This is a genomic window from Cytobacillus sp. Bac17 (genome assembly GCF_024519925.1).
Classification (GTDB): Bacteria; Bacillota; Bacilli; order Bacillales; family Cytobacillaceae; genus Cytobacillus; species Cytobacillus pseudoceanisediminis.
Map to the genome: position 1 here is coordinate 24,758 of NZ_JALJRC010000036.1, position 17,199 is coordinate 41,956.

The window sequence follows — 17,199 nt, forward strand, 5'->3', positions numbered from 1 at the left end:
TGAATAATGAGTGAACAAAATAGGATTTTCATTTTTTTCAGCAAATGGATTTGGCATTGTCATACAAGAATAGGGGTATTAAAAATGTATGAATTTTTCAGCATAATAAGCAACTTTTTTAGCCAGCCTTTAATTAATATTGGTTTGAGCACTAAAGACATTCCCATAATATCAGCTTTTATATTGGGACTTGTAGGGGCATTGGCACCCTGTCAATTCACCGGGAATTTGGGGGCCATTACATTATATGGAAGCAGGTCTATACAAAAAAATATCGCTTGGAAAGAAGTTTTGTATTTTACGTTGGGTAAAATAGCTGTATTTTCTGGTTTTGGTTTATTAGTTTGGATATTCGGCAGTGAAATTAAGACTTCTTTGACCGTTTATTTTCCTTGGATAAGGAGAATTATTGGACCAATGTTTATTTTGATCGGTTTATTCTTACTGGGGTTCATTAAATTCAGGAAATCAATATCACTAGGGGATTTTTTTAAGAGCTTTCAAAAGGAAGGGAGAATTGGAGCCTTCTTTATGGGAGTTAGTTTTAGCCTTGGTTTTTGTCCTACAATGTTTGTGTTATTCTTTGTCACTCTGATGCCAATGGCACTCTCAGTAAATTATGGGATGATATTGCCTCCAATCTTTGCAATAGGGACTTCTCTTCCTCTAATTATTTCTGTATTTCTGATTTGGTATCTAGAGCTAGGAGGGAAGTTTTTGAAAAAGGGGAGAAGAATAGGGGCTATTGTTCAAAAAATTACAGGTATCATAATGCTTATAATTGGGGTACTTGATACCATTACGTACTGGAGTCTTTAATAGAATTGTCGAGGAAATTTAATGCTTTAATAGTAAATTTTTGTGCATTTTGAGAATGTTGCAGATGAATATACATGTGTGGTTTTATTGGTTGTGTACATAAAAAAGCACAAAAATTATCGAGATGCAGATAAAGAGCAATTCCAAAATATGAATGATATCATAATGTAAAAGTAAATTGAACATTCTAATTTGAAAATGGTAAAAGAAAAGCCATCCCTCTTGCAATACAGAAGGGATGGCCTTTCTCAATTTACTGTAATTGTACCTATCATACCATTTTCTTTATGACCAGGAATAGAACAATAGAATTCAAATACCCCAGACTTAAGAGGTGTAAATGTCAGAGTGGCTTCACTTTTTCCAGATGCATGGAGATGAAAATCAGCCTGCGCAGTGCCATGGTTACCATGTTGATTGTTTTCAGTCTTAATAGCTATTTCCTTTATTTCAATGTCATGATCCGTATTATCAAGATTTTTTAATATAAGAGAAGCTTCCTTATCTTTTTTAAGCGTTATTTCTGAAGGGTCATAGGAAAACTTTGAAGGATGAACAGTTAAAACGATTTCATTAGCATTCAAGTTTTTAGTATTTCCATGCTCACTATGATCCTGCCCAGCCTGTGAAGAGCTAAAGTTGGAGAAGGCTTTGCTTTTATCTAGCTGATTTCCAAAGTAAAGAAAGGAAAAAAGAAGGACAAAAGTTAAAACAGGCTTTAAAAACCATCTTTTTTCATCAATAGAGCTCTTTGCTGATAGGATATTATATAGTAATAGTGAACTTGTTGTCAGAGTGAGTAAAATATTTAACATGGTGAAAGCTTGATTCTGGGAAACCATTTCACCAAGCATGGCTCCCATCATTCCCCCCATTAAACCTGACATAAACCCTTCTAATGAAGGAAGGATACCAAATGCTATTCCGCTAGCTAATCCTGCAATAACCCCAATTCCAGCAGAAACCAATGTAGAAGTATACAAATCTCCTTGATAATATGTTCCAAACAAGACTCCGGCTGTTAAACCTATATTCATTCCCATTGCCATTGTGATAACCATTGCTTGCATTTTTGATAATTTGTGTCTGAATTTTATGGATAGAATAATGGCTGCGATAGCCGAAGAAGCTATTGTTGTTAGAACAAATAACTGGTATATTCCCAAAATTATCAACTCCTCTTTATTTGCTACATGATATGTAAACAGTAAACAAGCCATGCCAAAAAATATCCGAATACTAAAAATAAATAATTTTCTAAAAATTCTCTATTTACAAAATGATAATTCAGTATTATTATAGTTTTTAATACCCAATATACGATAGCGGGGTACTGTACTGAACATTAAAAGGAGGTAGGGTAATGTCAAAAGGTAAAAAAATTTTATTTCTTGGTGTTTATGGTATGGAAGTAGTTGAATGCGGTGGAGCATTAGCTAAAAATGTTTTAAATGGGGGAGAGTCATATGCTAGCATTATGCTTTGCAGGGAAACAAGCCAGCCCCAAGTTAGAAATGCTGCAGAGATATTGGGGGTCAAGATTTCTTTCTTGAATTTTGAATATGGGACTGTGGATTTAAGTAAGGAGTCCAAAATTAAGTTGATTAAGTTGATACGTGAAGTTAAGCCAGATATTATTATCACCCAAGATCCAGAGCATTCCTTCCATGATTTAGATCCTGACCGTAGACCAGCTATGACCCTTTTGCTTGAATCTATTGCACTTGCAAGCAGAGATTTCGCATTAGAAGAAACTCCCGGTTTATCCCCACACCCCATTCCGACCATCTACTACATGACACCTCATCACCCAAATACTGTCGTTGATATTTCTCAAGTTTGGGAGAAAAAAGAAAAGGCAATGGACATGCTTGAAAGTCAAATGGAATTTAGCGGTATGCATTTTGATGAAATTCTTGATTCCAAAACAGTAGAAATTTTATCACCTGGTTATTCCCAATTAAAAAACCATCAAGAAAAAGGAAGAGCAATGCATAGAGTGTTAGACAAAGCTGTTCATGTTTATCATGGTCTGGCAACTCATGGGCATTTTGCCCTTGCTGAAGCATACAGAAGAGAAGGAAACTTCCACTTACAAGAACTAATCAAATAGATAATCTAGATCAGTACTAAATAGGGGGAGTGAAAATGAAAAGATCATTTTTTAGTGTTGGAATAATAATATTGTTACTTCTATCAAGTTTCAACCTTGTTCTAGCCGAAGAGAAAGTGCAATCGTTAAAAGTCGGCATTTCAAAAGATGAGAATGGATTAAACCCTTATACGTATGTTACAGGGTATCCAGGGTTAGATTTGGTCAATTTATTGTACGATACACTGTTTAATTTAGATGAAAATAATAAGCCGGAACCTTGGTTGGTAAAGGATTTTAAAGTTAGCAAAGATGGTCTAACCTATGAGCTGACTCTGCATGATAACGTAAAGTGGCACGATGGTAAACCTCTTACTGCAGATGATGTTAAATTCACAATGGAATATTTCATCAAATATCCGAAATCCAGATTTACGAATCCATTAAAAACAATAAAGTCCATAGAGGTAAGCGGTGAAACTGGTATAACATTAAATTTATCGCAGGCTGACCCCAACTTCATGATTCAGCCTCTTGCAGATTTGCCAATTCTACCACAACATATCTGGTCTGAAGTAAGTACTCCTGATGATGAAACTAATGCACTTGGAAGTGGGCCTTATATACTGGAAGAACACAAATCTGGCCAGTACTACAAAATGAAATCAAACGAAGATTATTTCAAAGGTGCTCCGCCAATAAATGAATTAATATTCCCGATCATTGAAGATACAACTGCAATGTATAATGCCCTTCAGGCAGGCGAGCTGGATGTAATTTCGTCAAGTATATCTCCTGAACTTGTAGAACAATTTAGTTCCAACCCTGCTTTGAAAGTTGTAAGGGGGCCAGGATACAGTACAAGCCTGTTTCAAATTAATGCAGAGAAATACCCTATGACGGAAACCGCATTTCGTCAAGCTATTGATTTTGCCATTGATAAAGAAAATTTGGTAAAAACAGTGCTACTTGGCTACGCAGAAGTAGGGAGCCCTGGATTTATTCATCCGTCCTCTTCCTATTTTAATTCTGACTTAAAGCCAGTTTTTGATAAGGAAAAAGCCAAACAAATTCTAGAGGAAGCTGGATTTATTGATAAAGACGGTGATGGATTTAGAGAAGACCAAGAAGGGAAAAAAATTGACTTAACGACTTTGGTTTATTCAGGCAACCCAATTAGAATCAGAACTGCTGAATTAATATCTGAAGCATTAAATGAAGTAGGAATCAAAAATGCTGTAAAAGCAATGGATTCAACTACAGTAGACTCATTAATGTGGCCTGATTTTGATGTCAGCAAAGGCAGAGATTACGACCTCGGTGTCTGGAGCTGGTCCAACACCATGCAGCTATTTCCAGATCGAATGAATGATCTATTTCATTCCGATCCAGCTATTGGGTCTGTCAATATTGGGGGGTACAAGAACCCTGAGTTTGACCAATTGGGGGAAAAACTTAAACAGACATACGATGAAAATGAACGTCTAAGTTTAATTAAGGAAATACAAGCTTTTGTAGCGGAGGATGCTCCTATTATACCTCTTTATTACCAAGAGATTGTTGGAGCGTTTAATCCTGAAAAATATGATCAGTATGTCTTCCAGGTGGGCAAGGGCATTATCAACAAACTATCCTTTGTTTCGACTGAAAAATCAGATTTGCCTGATAATGAGAAAGCTAGTAGCGACACACCTGTTTCAACAGATAGCAAAACAGCAAATATGAGTACAGATAATGATGGGAATAACACTTCATTAATCGTATTTGGATTAATACTTCTTGTGGCTGTCATTGGATTTATTCTATTAAGAAGAAAGAAAAAAAATAAAGGCAATGATGATTTTGATTTTTAATTGAAATAACTTCCCGTAAAAGCAATTTCTTTTACGGGAACTCTTTTTAAAAATATTATTTACATATTTGGAGGTGAAAGTGTTGGGTAAATTTATTACAGGAAAACTTTTACAATATTTCATTGTCATTTTCCTAATGTTGACGCTAAATTTTCTATTACCCCGTCTTATGCCTGGAAATCCATTGGTTTTTTTAGCAGGCGAAGATGTAGGCTTTATGTCCAGTGCTGAAAAAGACGCTATTTTAGACAAGTATGGCCTTAATGATTCAATCCTCGAACAATATGGAACTTATATAAAGAATATTTTCACTGGTGACTTTGGATATTCCTATCAGCAAAAACGGCCTATCTCAGAACTTTTGATGGAGAGGCTCCCATGGACAATGCTACTTACAGGTCTAGGATTGGTACTCTCAACCGTTATCGGAGTCATGTTTGGAGCAATTTCCGCATGGCGCAGGGGCACCAACACAGATGCTAACCTTCTAACAGTCTTTATGTTTTTAAGTGCCATGCCATCTTTTTGGGTTGGCATGATACTTGTATCTATTTTTTCCGCTCAATTAGGATGGTTGCCCGTTTTTGGAGCAGAAAGCGCTTGGTCAAATTATACGGGAATGGACCGGTTTATTGATATCGGTAAGCATCTGATTCTCCCATTAGCCACCCTTATCCTAATTTCTGTTACAAGCACTTTTATGATCATGCGGTATTCAATGCTGAACGTCCTCGGAGAAGACTATATTATGATGGCCAAAGCAAAAGGAGTAAAAGAAAATGTAATCAAGTATAAACATGCCATGAGAAATGCATTACTTCCTGTTGCTACTGTATTTATGCTTAGCTTAGGCTTTACCCTGGGCGGTGCGACTGTTATCGAAACCGTCTTTGCATATCCGGGTGTAGGCCGTCTTATGTTTGAATCGGTATTAAGCAGAGATTACCCGCTTATCCAAGCTACATTCCTGATTATTACTTTCAGTGTAGTCATTGCTAACTTTCTAGCAGATTTAATTTATCCTTTACTTGATCCAAAGGTGGGAAGCCGCAATGGTTAATTCAAGATGGAAGAAATATTGGCAAGTGCTCACATCTAATAATATTGGCTTGTTTGGCTTAATCCTTTTAGTGATTTTTTTGCTAATTGCGATTTTAGCGCCAATCCTTGCTCCATTTGACCCAACAGATCGAGTTGGAGCTCCATTTACGAAGCCTAATAGCCAATTTTTGCTGGGAACGAATGATGTCGGACAAGATATCTTAAGCGAACTTTTATATGGCACGAGGATTTCATTATTAATTGGTGTCATTGCAGCTTTTATTTCCATTCTTCTTGGCTGCCTTGTAGGAATCGTTTCAGGTTACTACGGCGGCAAAGTAGATGCATTTTTAATGAGATTGGTAGACTTAGTACTTGTTATTCCTTTTCTTCCTTTAATGATATTACTGGCCGCTTTTATTGGCCCTAGTTTTTGGAACATTGTACTGGTTATTAGCCTAATTTCATGGGCGAGTCCAGCAAGGGTAATAAGATCTCAGGTTCTAACTTTAAAAACTAAAGGGTATGTAGAGGCTGCAAAGTCAATCGGCACAAATATTAAAGTCATCTTAGCCCGTCATATTCTGCCAGGGGTTATTCCAATAGCACTCTCCCAATTTGTTTTAGCCGCAAGCCATTCAATATTAATCGAAGCATCCTTAAGCTTCTTAGGGCTAGGAGATCCATTTACAAAGAGTTGGGGGACCATTTTATATTATGCTCAGGCCAGAGGAGCTTTTTTAACTGATGCTTGGATTTGGTGGGTTCTGCCTCCAGGATTATTAATCACAACACTGGTTATTGGGTTCGCCTTTACAGGCTACTCACTTGAAGAGATCCTGAATCCCCGATTAAGAAAGGAGCGTTAGTTTATGAACACCGTGTTATCAGTTGAAAACCTTTCTACCTACTTTAAAACGGATAAAGGGATAGCAAAAGCAGTAGAGAATGTTTCTTTTTCACTCAATAAAGGAGAAATGCTCGGTTTAATAGGTGAGTCCGGATGTGGAAAAACAACTGTTGCTCAGTCCATTTTAAGGTTAATAGAATATCCAGGAAAAGTGGTTTCGGGTCGTGTCCTATTAAATGGAAGAGATCTCATAAAGGCTTCTGAAAAAGAACTTTCATCCTTGAGATGGAAAGAGATTTCTGTTATTCCCCAAAGTGCAATGAACGCGTTGAACCCTATATTTACTATAGGAGATCAAATAATGGAATCCATTTTATTGCACGAGAATGTAAGCAAACGGGAAGCACTTCAACGCACTAAGACCCTTCTCGAGTTGGTAGGTATTGATGGGGAGAGGTGGAGGAGCTATCCGCATGAATTCAGCGGAGGAATGAAACAGAGAGTCGCCATTGCTATGGCACTGGCCTGTAATCCAAAATTGGTTATATCTGATGAATCCACAACAGGATTGGATGTTTTAACTCAAGCGCAGGTAATTGCCTTAATCAAAAGCCTTCAAAAGAAAATGGACTTATCTGTCATCCTGATCTCTCATGATTTGCCGATGGTTACTGCTATATGCGATAAAATAGCCATTATGTATGCAGGTAACATCGTAGAATGGGCATCCACGGGAGATCTATTGAAAAACGCCAGACATCCATACTCGCAAGCACTTTTAAACGCTTCGCCTGATTTAGGCAATCCGGAAAAGGAAGTGGTATCTATACCAGGGAGTGTACCAAATTTGGTGAATTTCCCTAATTCCTGCCGTTTTCATACCAGGTGCCCTTATGCCTTTGACAAATGCCGCCAGGAAATTCCAGAATTTAAAGAAATCAAGAACGGACATTACACAGCCTGCTTTTTAGAGGAGGAAGGAAACCATGGATAAAAGCACCCTTTTAAAAGTGAGCAATTTGAAAAAAACCTTCATAAAAAAGTCGGGCACTTTTTTAAAAAGAAGAAAAACCGAGGTATATGCAGTTAACAATATCAATTTTGAAGTAAACAAAGGTGAGATCTTGGGAATCATTGGTGAAAGCGGCTGCGGCAAAACGTCAACTGCCAGAATGGTTATGCGCCTTATGAAAGAAACCAAAGGAGAAATTACTTTTGAAGGAGTTAATCTTTGTAATCTAAAAGAATCAGAGACAAATAAAATCAGAAAAAAAATGCAGATGATTTTTCAAGACCCCTACGATACGTTAAATCCCGGTATGAAAATTCTTGACATATTAATGGAACCGATTAATGCTCATGAAAAGGGTTTGACTTACGAAGAAAAGTATCAAAAGGTGATTGAGGCCATAGAAGCTATTGAGCTACGACCAGCCCAAGACTTTATCCATCGATTCCCACATCAATTAAGCGGCGGGCAAAGACAGAGAATTGCCATTGCCAGAGCAATTATTTTAAATCCATCTTTTATTGCTGCAGATGAACCTACATCCATGCTTGATGTATCTGTTAGAGCCGGAATACTGAACTTGCTGCTGGATTTAAGAAAGAAAATGGGTCTTACGATGATGTTTATTACCCATGATTTATCTACTGCGAGTTATATGTGTGACCGAATTGCTGTCATGTACCAAGGAAAAATCGTAGAAATAGGACCTACGAAAAAAATTATTCAGCATCCTTCCCATCCGTACACAAAAGCACTTGTGGCTGTAGTAAAAGATTTAAACCATTTTATTAAAAATAGAGAAAAACTGATTCTGGATGGGGAAGTGGATGCAACAAAAGAAGAAAAAGGCTGCCCTTTTGTTGCAAGATGTCCTCATAAAGAAGCAGTTTGTCATACGCAAGTGCCAGAGTTAGAGGATGTAGACAGAGGACATTCAGTTTCTTGCCATTGTCATATTGAATTATTAGAAAAGACTTCATAAAAAAGGGGAAGCATATGGATACGCAAAGAAAGAAAATAAAGATAGCTGTAAACGGAGGTATACATTTTGGGGCAAAACTAACTGCCAAGCAACTACTTGTAATTGCAAAATATATGGATGATCAGGATGAGCTTGAACTGACTACATTTCAGCAGCTCTACATCGATATATTTGATGACAAGAAAGATGAAATTATATCAGAGTTTGAACAGGTAGGGCTTCGATGTTATCCAGTGGGGAAATTTGTTAAAAGCTTACGGACATGCAATTTTTGTAAAGGGGAAGAAGAAGAAGGAATGCCTGTAGCAAAAGAATTGAATGAGCGTATAGCAGGAATTCCTGTCCCTTTCACATTAAAGCCAGCTTATACTGGCTGTCCTGTCGGCTGCGGTGAACCACTAATCAATGACATAGGTATAATGAAGGTGAAAAATCATTATGATTTATATATTGGAGGAAAATCGAAAGGGAAAGATGCAGAAACCGGGTCCCTATTAATGACTAATCTTGAACCTGAAGATTTATATTCAGCTGTAGAAAAGATCATTGAATTTTACCAGCAACAGGCCAAGAAAAGAGAGACGTTCCATAAATTTGTAAACAGGCTCGGGCATGAGGCAATATTAGAGGAAATGAATAAATGAAAAAATAATCTACCCTTTAAATTTTTCTTTATAAAAAAATTACCAATTATAACAAAATATTTCATACCTTTCTCTTTACATAGGGTACGGGGGTATGATATATTAAATTTGCAAGGGGGGAAGCTAAGTGATTTCCAAATTAGAAAAAAATGAATTGCCAACCGAAGAAGTAAGTTGTTGCGCAAGCGAGAGTACGAGAAAAAGTCACCATTCTGATAAAGTTAAGAATAATCTTGTCGTTCGATTAAACCGAATTGAAGGTCAAATCCGCGGTATAAAAGGTTTAATTGAAAGGGACACTTATTGTGACGATGTCATTACACAAATTTCAGCTACACAATCTGCGTTAAACAGCGTTGCAAAGATTCTTTTGGAAGGGCATTTAAAAGGATGCGTAGTGGACCGCCTTCAAGAAGGAGATTTAGAAGTTTTAGATGAAGTACTCATTACTGTTCAGAAATTAATGAAAAAATAAAGGAGAGAATGAATGATGGAAAAAGTTACATTGAATGTAGAAGGTATGTCCTGTGGTCATTGTATTAAAGCGATCGAAGGTAGCGTCGGCGAGTTGGCGGGCGTTTCCAATGTTAAAGTTCACCTAGAAAGTGGAAAAGTTGATGTCGAATATAATTCCACGCAAGTTTCTTTAGACAAAATCAAGGAAACTATTGATGATCAAGGATATGATGTAGTTTAAATAAAATGATGGGGTGTGCTAAACGCAGCACCCTCTCTTTTTAAGTTTAATATACCCATGACAGGTATATTAAGCACTGACCTTCAATAATGAATTATTTATCCTCAAACAATTTTAAAAGGAGGAACATAAATATGGCTGAGCAATCAATTGCCAAAACACAAAATGATGCTGCCGGGGAAAATGTTACATTGAGCATAACCGGCATGACATGTGCAGCATGTGCTACCCGTATTGAAAAAAACATTGCTAAGGTTCCAGGTGTGCAAAAAGCTAGTGTTAACCTCGCTACAGAAAAAGCTTCTGTTACGTATGATTCAAAAACAGCTAATGTTAACGATGTCATTGAAAAAATAAAAAAGACTGGTTACGGTGTTCAAGAGGAGAAAGTCCAGCTTGACATCATAGGAATGACATGCGCAGCATGTGCAACCCGTGTAGAAAAAGGATTAAAAAAAGTAGAAGGAATAACAAGTGCTACTGTCAACTTAGCTACTGAAAAAGCAATTATCGAGTTCATTCCTGGAAACACGAATATTGAGCAAATCATCGCCGCTGTAAAAAAGGTCGGCTATGATGCAAAGGTAGTTGGCGAGAGAGATGAAGATTATGAGCGCAATGCCAGGGAAAAAGAATATAAAAAGCAAATAAGGAAGTTTACTGTAGGGGCAATTTTATCCGTATTCTTTTTAGTTCAAATGATATCGGATTTTGCTATGGAGTATGGCAATGGAATGTTCTTTCATATGAGTCCTTGGGTACAATTCCTACTTGCTACACCAGTGCAATTCTATGTAGGCGGCCATTATTACCGTGATGCATACAATGCAGTTCGAGGCGGAAGTGCCAACATGGCTGTTTTGGTTGTACTGGGAACTTCAGCAGCCTACTTTTACAGTCTGATTGTTACAATTTTGGGAACTGGTCAATTTTTATATTACGAAGCTGCTGCTATCGTCATGACTTTGATTGTTTTAGGGAAATTGCTTGAAACAAGAGCTAAAGGACAAACATCGGAAGCTATTAAAACGCTGATGGGACTTCAAGCGAAAACCGCAAGAGTCATTAGGGATGGAGAAGAACTTGATATACCCCTGGAAGAGGTTCAAACAGGTGACCTGATTTTTGTTCGTGCTGGAGAAAAGGTTCCTGTTGATGGGGAAATAATTGAAGGAAACACTACCGTTGATGAATCCATGCTGACTGGGGAAAGCATGCCTGTTACAAAAGGGATTAGTGACACAGTCATTGGAGCAACGGTAAACAAACATGGTTCATTTACATTTAAAGCTACCAAAGTTGGCAAGGACACGGCACTGGCACAAATTATTAAACTTGTCGAAGAAGCTCAGGGCTCAAAAGCCCCTATTCAAAAACTCGCAGATAAAATTTCTGGAATTTTTGTACCAATTGTAATCTTAATTGCTTTAGCAACCTTTGCCATCACTTATTTCATCGCAGGATTTACACCTGCACTTGTTAGTACGATCGCTGTCCTGGTTATTGCATGCCCTTGTGCGTTAGGATTGGCAACTCCGACAGCTGTAATGGTTGGGACAGGAAAAGGCGCTGAAAATGGACTTCTTATTAAAGGTGCCGAACACCTCCAAACATCTCAGAGTGTAACTACGGTTGTTTTGGATAAAACAGGCACGATTACAAAAGGTGAACCAGATGTCACCGATATTATAGCTTTTGGAAAATATAAAGAAGATGAATTACTGCAGATAGCTGCATCAGCTGAAAAAGGATCGGAGCATCCTCTTGGGGAAGCAATTGTAAATGGTGCTAAAGAAAGTGGCATTCAGCTTCAGGAAACACAAAACTTTACTGCCATCCCTGGTCACGGAATTCAAGTAAGCTTCAAAGATCAGAAGGTGCTGATTGGAAATAAGAAGTTAATGATCAAAAATAATATAGAGATAGGCACTGCTTTAAGCCGCATGGAACAGCTTGAAGGGGAAGGAAAAACCGCTATGCTAATAGCAGTTGATGACAGCCTAGCAGGCATAATCGCTGTCGCGGATACAGTTAAAGAAACATCTGCCAAAGCGATTAAACATCTTAAAAATATGGGAATTGAAGTCATTATGATCACTGGTGATAATAAATTAACGGCCGAAGCCATTGCCAAGCAGGTTGGTGTCGATAGGGTCCTCGCTGAGGTACTTCCTGAAGACAAATCTGCAGAAGTTGAAAAATTGAAGCAGGAAGGAAAAATAGTTGCAATGGTTGGGGATGGGATTAATGATGCCCCAGCACTAGCTGCTGCCCATGTTGGAATTGCCATTGGAACAGGTACAGACGTTGCAATGGAGGCAGCGGATATAACATTAATGCGCGGTGACCTGATGGGAATTGTTGATACAATCAGTCTTTCCAAAACAACAATGAGAAAAATCAAACAAAATCTTTTCTGGGCATTTGCATACAACGTTGTATTGATTCCAGTTGCAGCAATCGGCCTTTTAAATCCGATTCTTGCTGGTGGAGCAATGGCTTTCAGCTCTGTCTCAGTAGTTGGTAACACATTATTTTTACGAAAATGGAAACCTGTACGTTGATATTGTCTGCACTAACACCTAACAAAATAAAATTGGAATTAAAGAATAGGATGACTCACATTAGAGTCATCCTATTCTTTTTTATATTGAGGGCACTGTAATTCATTTAAATAAAAAACCGAAGAAATGACCAACTCAATAAAAATAATGTGCCACCAGAGGCTATTAATATAGTAGTTAACTGTATTTTTTCTTTAGCTTGAAGACGTTTATATTCTTTATATGTAACTTCACCTTTAGCAAATTGAAGCCCTGCTTCATCTGGTGAAACCGAATAAACTCTTCCATAAGCATCTTGTAGCATGACATTTGTGATCAAAGGTAAAGCTTCACCAGGTAGTAATTTAAAGTTACTTTCAATGGATGTATTTTCTTGAATCTTCACTTGATCACCAGTGGTAGCAACACCCACAAGGCTGTAAATGGAATACATCTTCATCTCTTCACATATTTTAAGGGCTTGTCGTTCAATGACATCATGAGTAAAGCACAATTTCTTTCACCTCATTTTATTAAAGACTGTGAGAGGAGAGTTTTTCTTAATTTTTCGGTTTGTGTTGTATATCAGTATTGACCTCCACATTTTTCTTTTTTTTAACATTTATATGCATGGTCAATTTCTACTGTGTATGCATAAATTATGCATACTTATATGGTAAAAGTGAGATGTATCTAAAACACTTTTTATAATTTTAAACTCTTTTATTATAAATGGTCAACAATCCAAGAAAATGAAATCAACTCTTGCTTCAGAGTTAGATATCCTGAAAACCCTCGTGCCATTATCTTTAATAAACCTTCATAACTCATAAGATTGGAGATAACTAAATGGTTTTTTTATCTTGGATTTTTCAAATTTTGATCATTTTCGTCATAATTATTATAGAACATATTGAAAAAGTACAGCTAAAGAAAGTTTTACCTTTAATTGCGATAGTGTTTGCTGCAGTGATTTTGTTGGTCATGATAAAGTAAGGATAAGTTTCAAAGAAACCAAGTTAAAACACATTATATCCCATAAGTGATCTATATTTCATGGGAAGTTATTAATGTCTCAATTCTTAATCTGGGAATTAGTCATAGTGAAATCTCAATAATCAAGTTAGTATTTTATATATATGTATTTTAGAACAAATCTTACACAAATCATACTTAGTGATTATTAGATAAACAGAAGAAGTTAATTGAAAAATATCCGTTTATATAAAGAAAGGAAAGATGCCAAAGTGGTTATTCAATCAAATATGTCACCAGCAGCAATAGTTGAAGTTTGGTCCAATACAGCAGAAATTTTTAAAAGGCATAAAATTCCGTTTACAAAGCAGGTCTTAGCAACATTGATTGATGAAGAACAACTAATTCCGCTTCTCCACGAACTAAATGCAGCTGTAGGAAGCTCTGTTTCTACTTGCATAGATGGCGGCTGACAAATGCCATCTACAAAGGAGTAGGTGACTCCTTGGCTTAATGAAATAGTCTTACACTTGTGTCTTTTAACTTCTATGTTATTCTCTTATAACGAAGTAACATTTTTAACAAATATTAATTTGAGTTTATTCTAAAAAGACATCCTTTTGGTGCAAAGATTTCTTAGTAAAAGAAAAAGGCGGTATTTTACTAGTTGAATTGGAGCCATTTCGAAATACCTTTCAAAAGTTAAAAGGAAGAAAATTTGAAAATGAAACCAAGATTACCAACAGCTTTTTTCAAAAAAGGGAGCAAATCAAAAACGCTTGGGATTATTATTTCCAAGCGTTTTTATGTGCTAATAATGTTGTTAAATTAGCTGTTGTTTATCCATGTTTAATGATTGACTTTTGATTTTTTTATTGCCATTTTCACAGTGAAAAATACTACGATAGCAATCATGGTAAGATTAAGCAGCCAACCTATAATATCATAAGCCATCATGCCAATTCCATATCCGCCCATCATTCGGGATCAACTCCCTTAAAAGTTATTCATCATACTTTCAGCACCACTTTGCTGCATCATACCATCCTTACCATGGCATGATTCAAACATATCTTTTTGCTCCTTTGTTGAGAGGTCGGGATGCATTTCTTCAATCATGGGCTTCATTTGCCCGAAGTTTAAACCTCCGTTTCCATTCTCCTCTGCAAATGCATATGTTCCTGCTCCTAAAATAAACCCTGCACCTAAGATACCAATCACAAATTTTCTCATGTATATTCATCTCCTTTCTTGTTTTTAGAATACCTTATGGAAATGTAAATCTTATGGAGAACTTATGTGGAACATATGAAGATTGCAATTCTAATAATCGAGGATGATAAAATGTATACAAGGAGTGGTTACGGGTGACTAAAATTCTTCTTGTAGATGATGAAGATATGATTCTTGAGGTATTAAAAGCCTATTTTGAAAAAGAGGGCTGGGATATTCTGTTTGCTTCTAATGGGATAGATGCCTTAAAAAAGGCAAAAGCCGACGACATTGATATTATTATTCTAGACCTAATGCTTCCTGATATTTCTGGAGAAGAAATATGTCGTTTAATAAGGAAAGAAAGTGATGTACCAATAATCATGCTGACTGCAAAATCAGACGAAGAGGATTTGTTAAATGGAATTAATCTTGGAGCGGATGATTATGTAAAAAAACCCTTTAGTCCAAGAGAAGTAGTAGTGAGAGCTCAAGCAATTTTAAGGAGAGTGAATAAAAGGATATCAGCTCACAAGCTTATATTTAATGAAAAAGAAATGATTATTGACTCAATAAAAAATAGAAGTAAAATTGAAAGGCAAGATTATTACCCTCACACCAATTGAATATAGACTCCTATTTACACTGGCCAGTTACCCAGGCAGGGTTTATAGTCGGATGGAGTTACTTGAAAAGTGTCAGGAGGACGGAACTTATTATGAAGGATATGAACGGAGCATAGACACTCATATTAAAAACCTTCGAAAAAAGATTGAAAGAGATTCACGGCAGCCTGATTATATACTGACCGTCTTTGGAATGGGTTATAAGTTTGGAGGAAGGCCCCATGCGGAAAACCATGCGCACTAGAATATTTTTTTATTTCTTAATAGTATCCTTATCAGGCATTTTATTAACTAGCCTTTCGATATTATGGGGTTTTGAAGGTCGCTTTAATGATTATTTATTAGAAGGAAGAGAGAAAAATATAAATCTGATTAAAGAAGAAATACTCAATGAGTATAAACAGACTGGCTCACTACAGAGTGACCAAGTTGTAAGTATTCTGCATGATCAAGCTATGACGGAAAATCTATATTATGAAATATATAATTCAAATGGAAAAATCCTCATTGAGACTAGCTCAATGAGAAAGATGATGGAGAATATGGGTCACAGACAAGATTCAGAGGCGAACTATAATTCAGATACTTATAATCTTTCTGTAGATAATAGTATTATTGGCAGCCTACAAGTGTATTATCAAGAGGAACTAGTCGCTGAGGATTTTTCATTTTTTCAAGCTATTAAAAGATATGTTTATGCTGCAGCTTTTTTTACAGTTATACTATCAGTTTTCTTTAGTATTTTATTTTCAAAATGGCTTTCTGCTGGATTCAATAAACTTTCGGTTGCTGTACAGGAGCTCCAAAAACATAAATGGAATACCCGCTTGAACGTTGAGGAATTGACTGAGGAAATGAAAGCTCTTGGATGGTCTTTTAATAATTTAGCAAGTTCACTTTCTAATGAAGAAAATCTTAGAAAGCAGTTTACCGCAGACCTCGCACATGAACTTCGCACACCTCTTGCATCATTGAGAAGTCAAATAGAGGCTTTTCAAGATGGAATTTGGGATCCTACTCCGGAAAGGCTGCAACAAAGCCATAATGAGTTAATGCGCTTAGTACGTCTTGTAAATGAACTAGAAAAACTTCTTGCTGCTGAGAATCCACAGATTAAGTTAAATGTGAGTAATATAGAAGCAAATAAGATGGCATGTTTCTTAAAAAATCAATTTGATTCAATATTTAATGAGAAAGGAGTAAAACTCCAAATCCTTAATTCTGGAAAAGAATTATGGTTTCGTGCTGATCAAGACCGAGTTATTCAAATATTAACTAACATTCTTAATAATGCTCTTCAATATACTTCACCAAATAAAAGGGTGGTTATCTCAGTTCTTGAAAAGAATGACAATATAGGTTTCGTTGTAGCCGATGAAGGAGTTGGGATAGACGAAAAGGATCTTCCCCATCTTTTTGAACGATTTTACAGAGGAGATAAATCTAGAACCCGAAAAACCGGAGGGATTGGTATTGGCCTCTCCATAGTAAAAGCATTAGTAAATGCACATGGTGGAGACATACAGGTTACAAGTGAATTAAATAATGGCACTATCATAACGATTTTGTTCCCCAGAAATTAATAGGCACCAAAACCTTTTCAATTTTGAATTCACAACTTTTGGTCGGGGATTTCGCTAGCTGCTATTTACTTTTGTAAGTCCTCAATCGGATCAAAAAAACTCAAGAGGAATAAATATTTATCGAATGGGGAAAAGATTAAAAGCCAATGTTTTTATCTTACATAAGCTTACACCATATTTTCTGCACATTTTACAGTTATAATATCGGAAATTGCTAAAGGAGCATTCCTGTTAGAAGGATTTTCGGGACTTGAACAAAAAAGAGCCCTCTTG

General features: G+C 36.5%; 18 protein-coding genes and 1 pseudogene. 15 read left to right on the forward strand and 4 right to left on the reverse strand.

All coding sequences use genetic code 11. The features are described from left to right. Window positions 1–84 precede the first annotated feature (84 nt). Entirely contained in the window at window positions 85–819 is a 735-nt protein-coding gene (locus NR125_RS25330) for an urease accessory protein UreH domain-containing protein (RefSeq protein WP_071158617.1), read from the forward strand. 248 nt (window positions 820–1,067) lie between these two features. Here the strand turns inward: NR125_RS25330 and NR125_RS25335 are convergent, their stop codons facing one another. Next, the gene (locus tag NR125_RS25335) at window positions 1,068–1,985 is read right to left on the reverse strand and encodes a plastocyanin/azurin family copper-binding protein (protein WP_071158619.1); all 918 of its coding nucleotides are present in this window, start codon (window positions 1,983–1,985) and stop codon (window positions 1,068–1,070) included. Window positions 1,986–2,182: 197 nt separating this feature from the next. Here NR125_RS25335 and NR125_RS25340 point away from each other — a divergent pair, with 197 nt between their 5' ends. From NR125_RS25340 to NR125_RS25385, 10 genes are all read left to right on the forward strand, one after another. After that, window positions 2,183–2,932, forward strand: a complete 750-nt coding sequence (locus tag NR125_RS25340) for a PIG-L deacetylase family protein (protein ID WP_035332169.1) — start codon at window positions 2,183–2,185, stop codon at window positions 2,930–2,932. A gap of 35 nt (window positions 2,933–2,967) precedes the next feature. Beyond that, window positions 2,968–4,764, forward strand: coding sequence for an ABC transporter substrate-binding protein (locus NR125_RS25345; RefSeq protein ID WP_071158621.1), 1,797 nt, complete (start codon window positions 2,968–2,970; stop codon window positions 4,762–4,764). Between the two features lie 79 nt (window positions 4,765–4,843). Beyond that, on the forward strand, window positions 4,844–5,824 hold the full coding sequence (locus tag NR125_RS25350) for an ABC transporter permease (RefSeq protein WP_254786604.1): 981 nt from the start codon (window positions 4,844–4,846) through the stop codon (window positions 5,822–5,824). After that, entirely contained in the window at window positions 5,817–6,674 is an 858-nt protein-coding gene (locus NR125_RS25355) for an ABC transporter permease (RefSeq protein ID WP_071158626.1), read from the forward strand. The genes NR125_RS25350 and NR125_RS25355 overlap by 8 nt, the downstream gene beginning before the upstream one ends. Window positions 6,675–6,677: 3 nt before the next feature. Beyond that, the gene (locus NR125_RS25360) at window positions 6,678–7,649 is read left to right on the forward strand and encodes an ABC transporter ATP-binding protein (protein ID WP_071158629.1); all 972 of its coding nucleotides are present in this window, start codon (window positions 6,678–6,680) and stop codon (window positions 7,647–7,649) included. Then, window positions 7,642–8,646: an ABC transporter ATP-binding protein gene (locus NR125_RS25365; protein ID WP_256816380.1), complete on the forward strand. Its 1,005-nt coding sequence runs from the start codon at window positions 7,642–7,644 to the stop codon at window positions 8,644–8,646. Before NR125_RS25360 ends, NR125_RS25365 begins: the two co-directional genes overlap by 8 nt. A 14-nt stretch (window positions 8,647–8,660) precedes the next feature. Beyond that, a complete protein-coding gene (locus NR125_RS25370; protein WP_256816381.1) occupies window positions 8,661–9,290 on the forward strand; it encodes an NAD(P)/FAD-dependent oxidoreductase in 630 nt (209 codons plus the stop codon). Window positions 9,291–9,420: 130 nt separating this feature from the next. Then, window positions 9,421–9,765, forward strand: coding sequence for a metal-sensitive transcriptional regulator (locus NR125_RS25375; RefSeq protein ID WP_372675482.1), 345 nt, complete (start codon window positions 9,421–9,423; stop codon window positions 9,763–9,765). 15 nt (window positions 9,766–9,780) lie between these two features. Next, window positions 9,781–9,987, forward strand: a complete 207-nt coding sequence (gene copZ, locus NR125_RS25380) for a copper chaperone CopZ (RefSeq protein WP_026041633.1) — start codon at window positions 9,781–9,783, stop codon at window positions 9,985–9,987. A 134-nt stretch (window positions 9,988–10,121) separates the two neighbouring features. Further along, window positions 10,122–12,551 carry a heavy metal translocating P-type ATPase gene (locus NR125_RS25385; protein WP_256816382.1) on the forward strand — a complete coding sequence of 810 codons (2,430 nt, stop codon included), beginning with the start codon at window positions 10,122–10,124 and terminating at the stop codon, window positions 12,549–12,551. Between the two features lie 106 nt (window positions 12,552–12,657). Here the strand turns inward: NR125_RS25385 and NR125_RS25390 are convergent, their stop codons facing one another. After that, window positions 12,658–13,044: a hypothetical protein gene (locus NR125_RS25390; RefSeq protein ID WP_071158637.1), complete on the reverse strand. Its 387-nt coding sequence runs from the start codon at window positions 13,042–13,044 to the stop codon at window positions 12,658–12,660. A 691-nt stretch (window positions 13,045–13,735) separates the two neighbouring features. On the opposite strand from NR125_RS25390, the gene NR125_RS25395 reads away from it, so the two are divergent. Together NR125_RS25395 and NR125_RS25400 are read left to right on the forward strand one after the other, a co-directional pair. After that, window positions 13,736–13,978, forward strand: coding sequence for a hypothetical protein (locus tag NR125_RS25395; RefSeq protein WP_019380886.1), 243 nt, complete (start codon window positions 13,736–13,738; stop codon window positions 13,976–13,978). Between the two features lie 199 nt (window positions 13,979–14,177). Further along, a complete protein-coding gene (locus tag NR125_RS25400; RefSeq protein ID WP_071158638.1) occupies window positions 14,178–14,372 on the forward strand; it encodes a hypothetical protein in 195 nt (64 codons plus the stop codon). On the opposite strand, the gene NR125_RS25405 is transcribed toward NR125_RS25400, so the two are convergent. Both NR125_RS25405 and NR125_RS25410 read right to left on the reverse strand, forming a co-directional pair. Beyond that, on the reverse strand, window positions 14,355–14,486 hold the full coding sequence (locus NR125_RS25405; protein WP_256816384.1) for a hypothetical protein: 132 nt from the start codon (window positions 14,484–14,486) through the stop codon (window positions 14,355–14,357). The two genes, NR125_RS25400 and NR125_RS25405, sit on opposite strands and share 18 nt — an antisense overlap. Window positions 14,487–14,501: 15 nt before the next feature. Next, window positions 14,502–14,738, reverse strand: coding sequence for a hypothetical protein (locus NR125_RS25410; RefSeq protein WP_019380889.1), 237 nt, complete (start codon window positions 14,736–14,738; stop codon window positions 14,502–14,504). A gap of 134 nt (window positions 14,739–14,872) precedes the next feature. Here NR125_RS25410 and NR125_RS25415 point away from each other — a divergent pair. Together NR125_RS25415 and NR125_RS25420 are read left to right on the forward strand one after the other, a co-directional pair. Beyond that, window positions 14,873–15,587, forward strand: a pseudogene (locus tag NR125_RS25415) (response regulator). Then, window positions 15,565–16,926 carry a sensor histidine kinase gene (locus tag NR125_RS25420; RefSeq protein WP_071158642.1) on the forward strand — a complete coding sequence of 454 codons (1,362 nt, stop codon included), beginning with the start codon at window positions 15,565–15,567 and terminating at the stop codon, window positions 16,924–16,926. Before NR125_RS25415 ends, NR125_RS25420 begins: the two are co-directional and overlap by 23 nt. Window positions 16,927–17,199 lie beyond the last annotated feature (273 nt).

Coding starts and splice junctions, on each gene's coding strand:
- copZ (WP_026041633.1), top strand. CDS start 9,781: ATGGAAAAAGTTACATTGAATGTAGAAGGTATGTCCTGTGGTCATTGT.
- NR125_RS25420 (WP_071158642.1), top strand. CDS start 15,565: ATGCGGAAAACCATGCGCACTAGAATATTTTTTTATTTCTTAATAGTA.
- NR125_RS25355 (WP_071158626.1), top strand. CDS start 5,817: ATGGTTAATTCAAGATGGAAGAAATATTGGCAAGTGCTCACATCTAAT.
- NR125_RS25340 (WP_035332169.1), top strand. CDS start 2,183: ATGTCAAAAGGTAAAAAAATTTTATTTCTTGGTGTTTATGGTATGGAA.
- NR125_RS25360 (WP_071158629.1), top strand. CDS start 6,678: ATGAACACCGTGTTATCAGTTGAAAACCTTTCTACCTACTTTAAAACG.
- NR125_RS25405 (WP_256816384.1), bottom strand. CDS start 14,486: ATGATGGGCGGATATGGAATTGGCATGATGGCTTATGATATTATAGGT.
- NR125_RS25365 (WP_256816380.1), top strand. CDS start 7,642: ATGGATAAAAGCACCCTTTTAAAAGTGAGCAATTTGAAAAAAACCTTC.
- NR125_RS25345 (WP_071158621.1), top strand. CDS start 2,968: ATGAAAAGATCATTTTTTAGTGTTGGAATAATAATATTGTTACTTCTA.
- NR125_RS25385 (WP_256816382.1), top strand. CDS start 10,122: ATGGCTGAGCAATCAATTGCCAAAACACAAAATGATGCTGCCGGGGAA.
- NR125_RS25330 (WP_071158617.1), top strand. CDS start 85: ATGTATGAATTTTTCAGCATAATAAGCAACTTTTTTAGCCAGCCTTTA.
- NR125_RS25370 (WP_256816381.1), top strand. CDS start 8,661: ATGGATACGCAAAGAAAGAAAATAAAGATAGCTGTAAACGGAGGTATA.
- NR125_RS25410 (WP_019380889.1), bottom strand. CDS start 14,738: ATGAGAAAATTTGTGATTGGTATCTTAGGTGCAGGGTTTATTTTAGGA.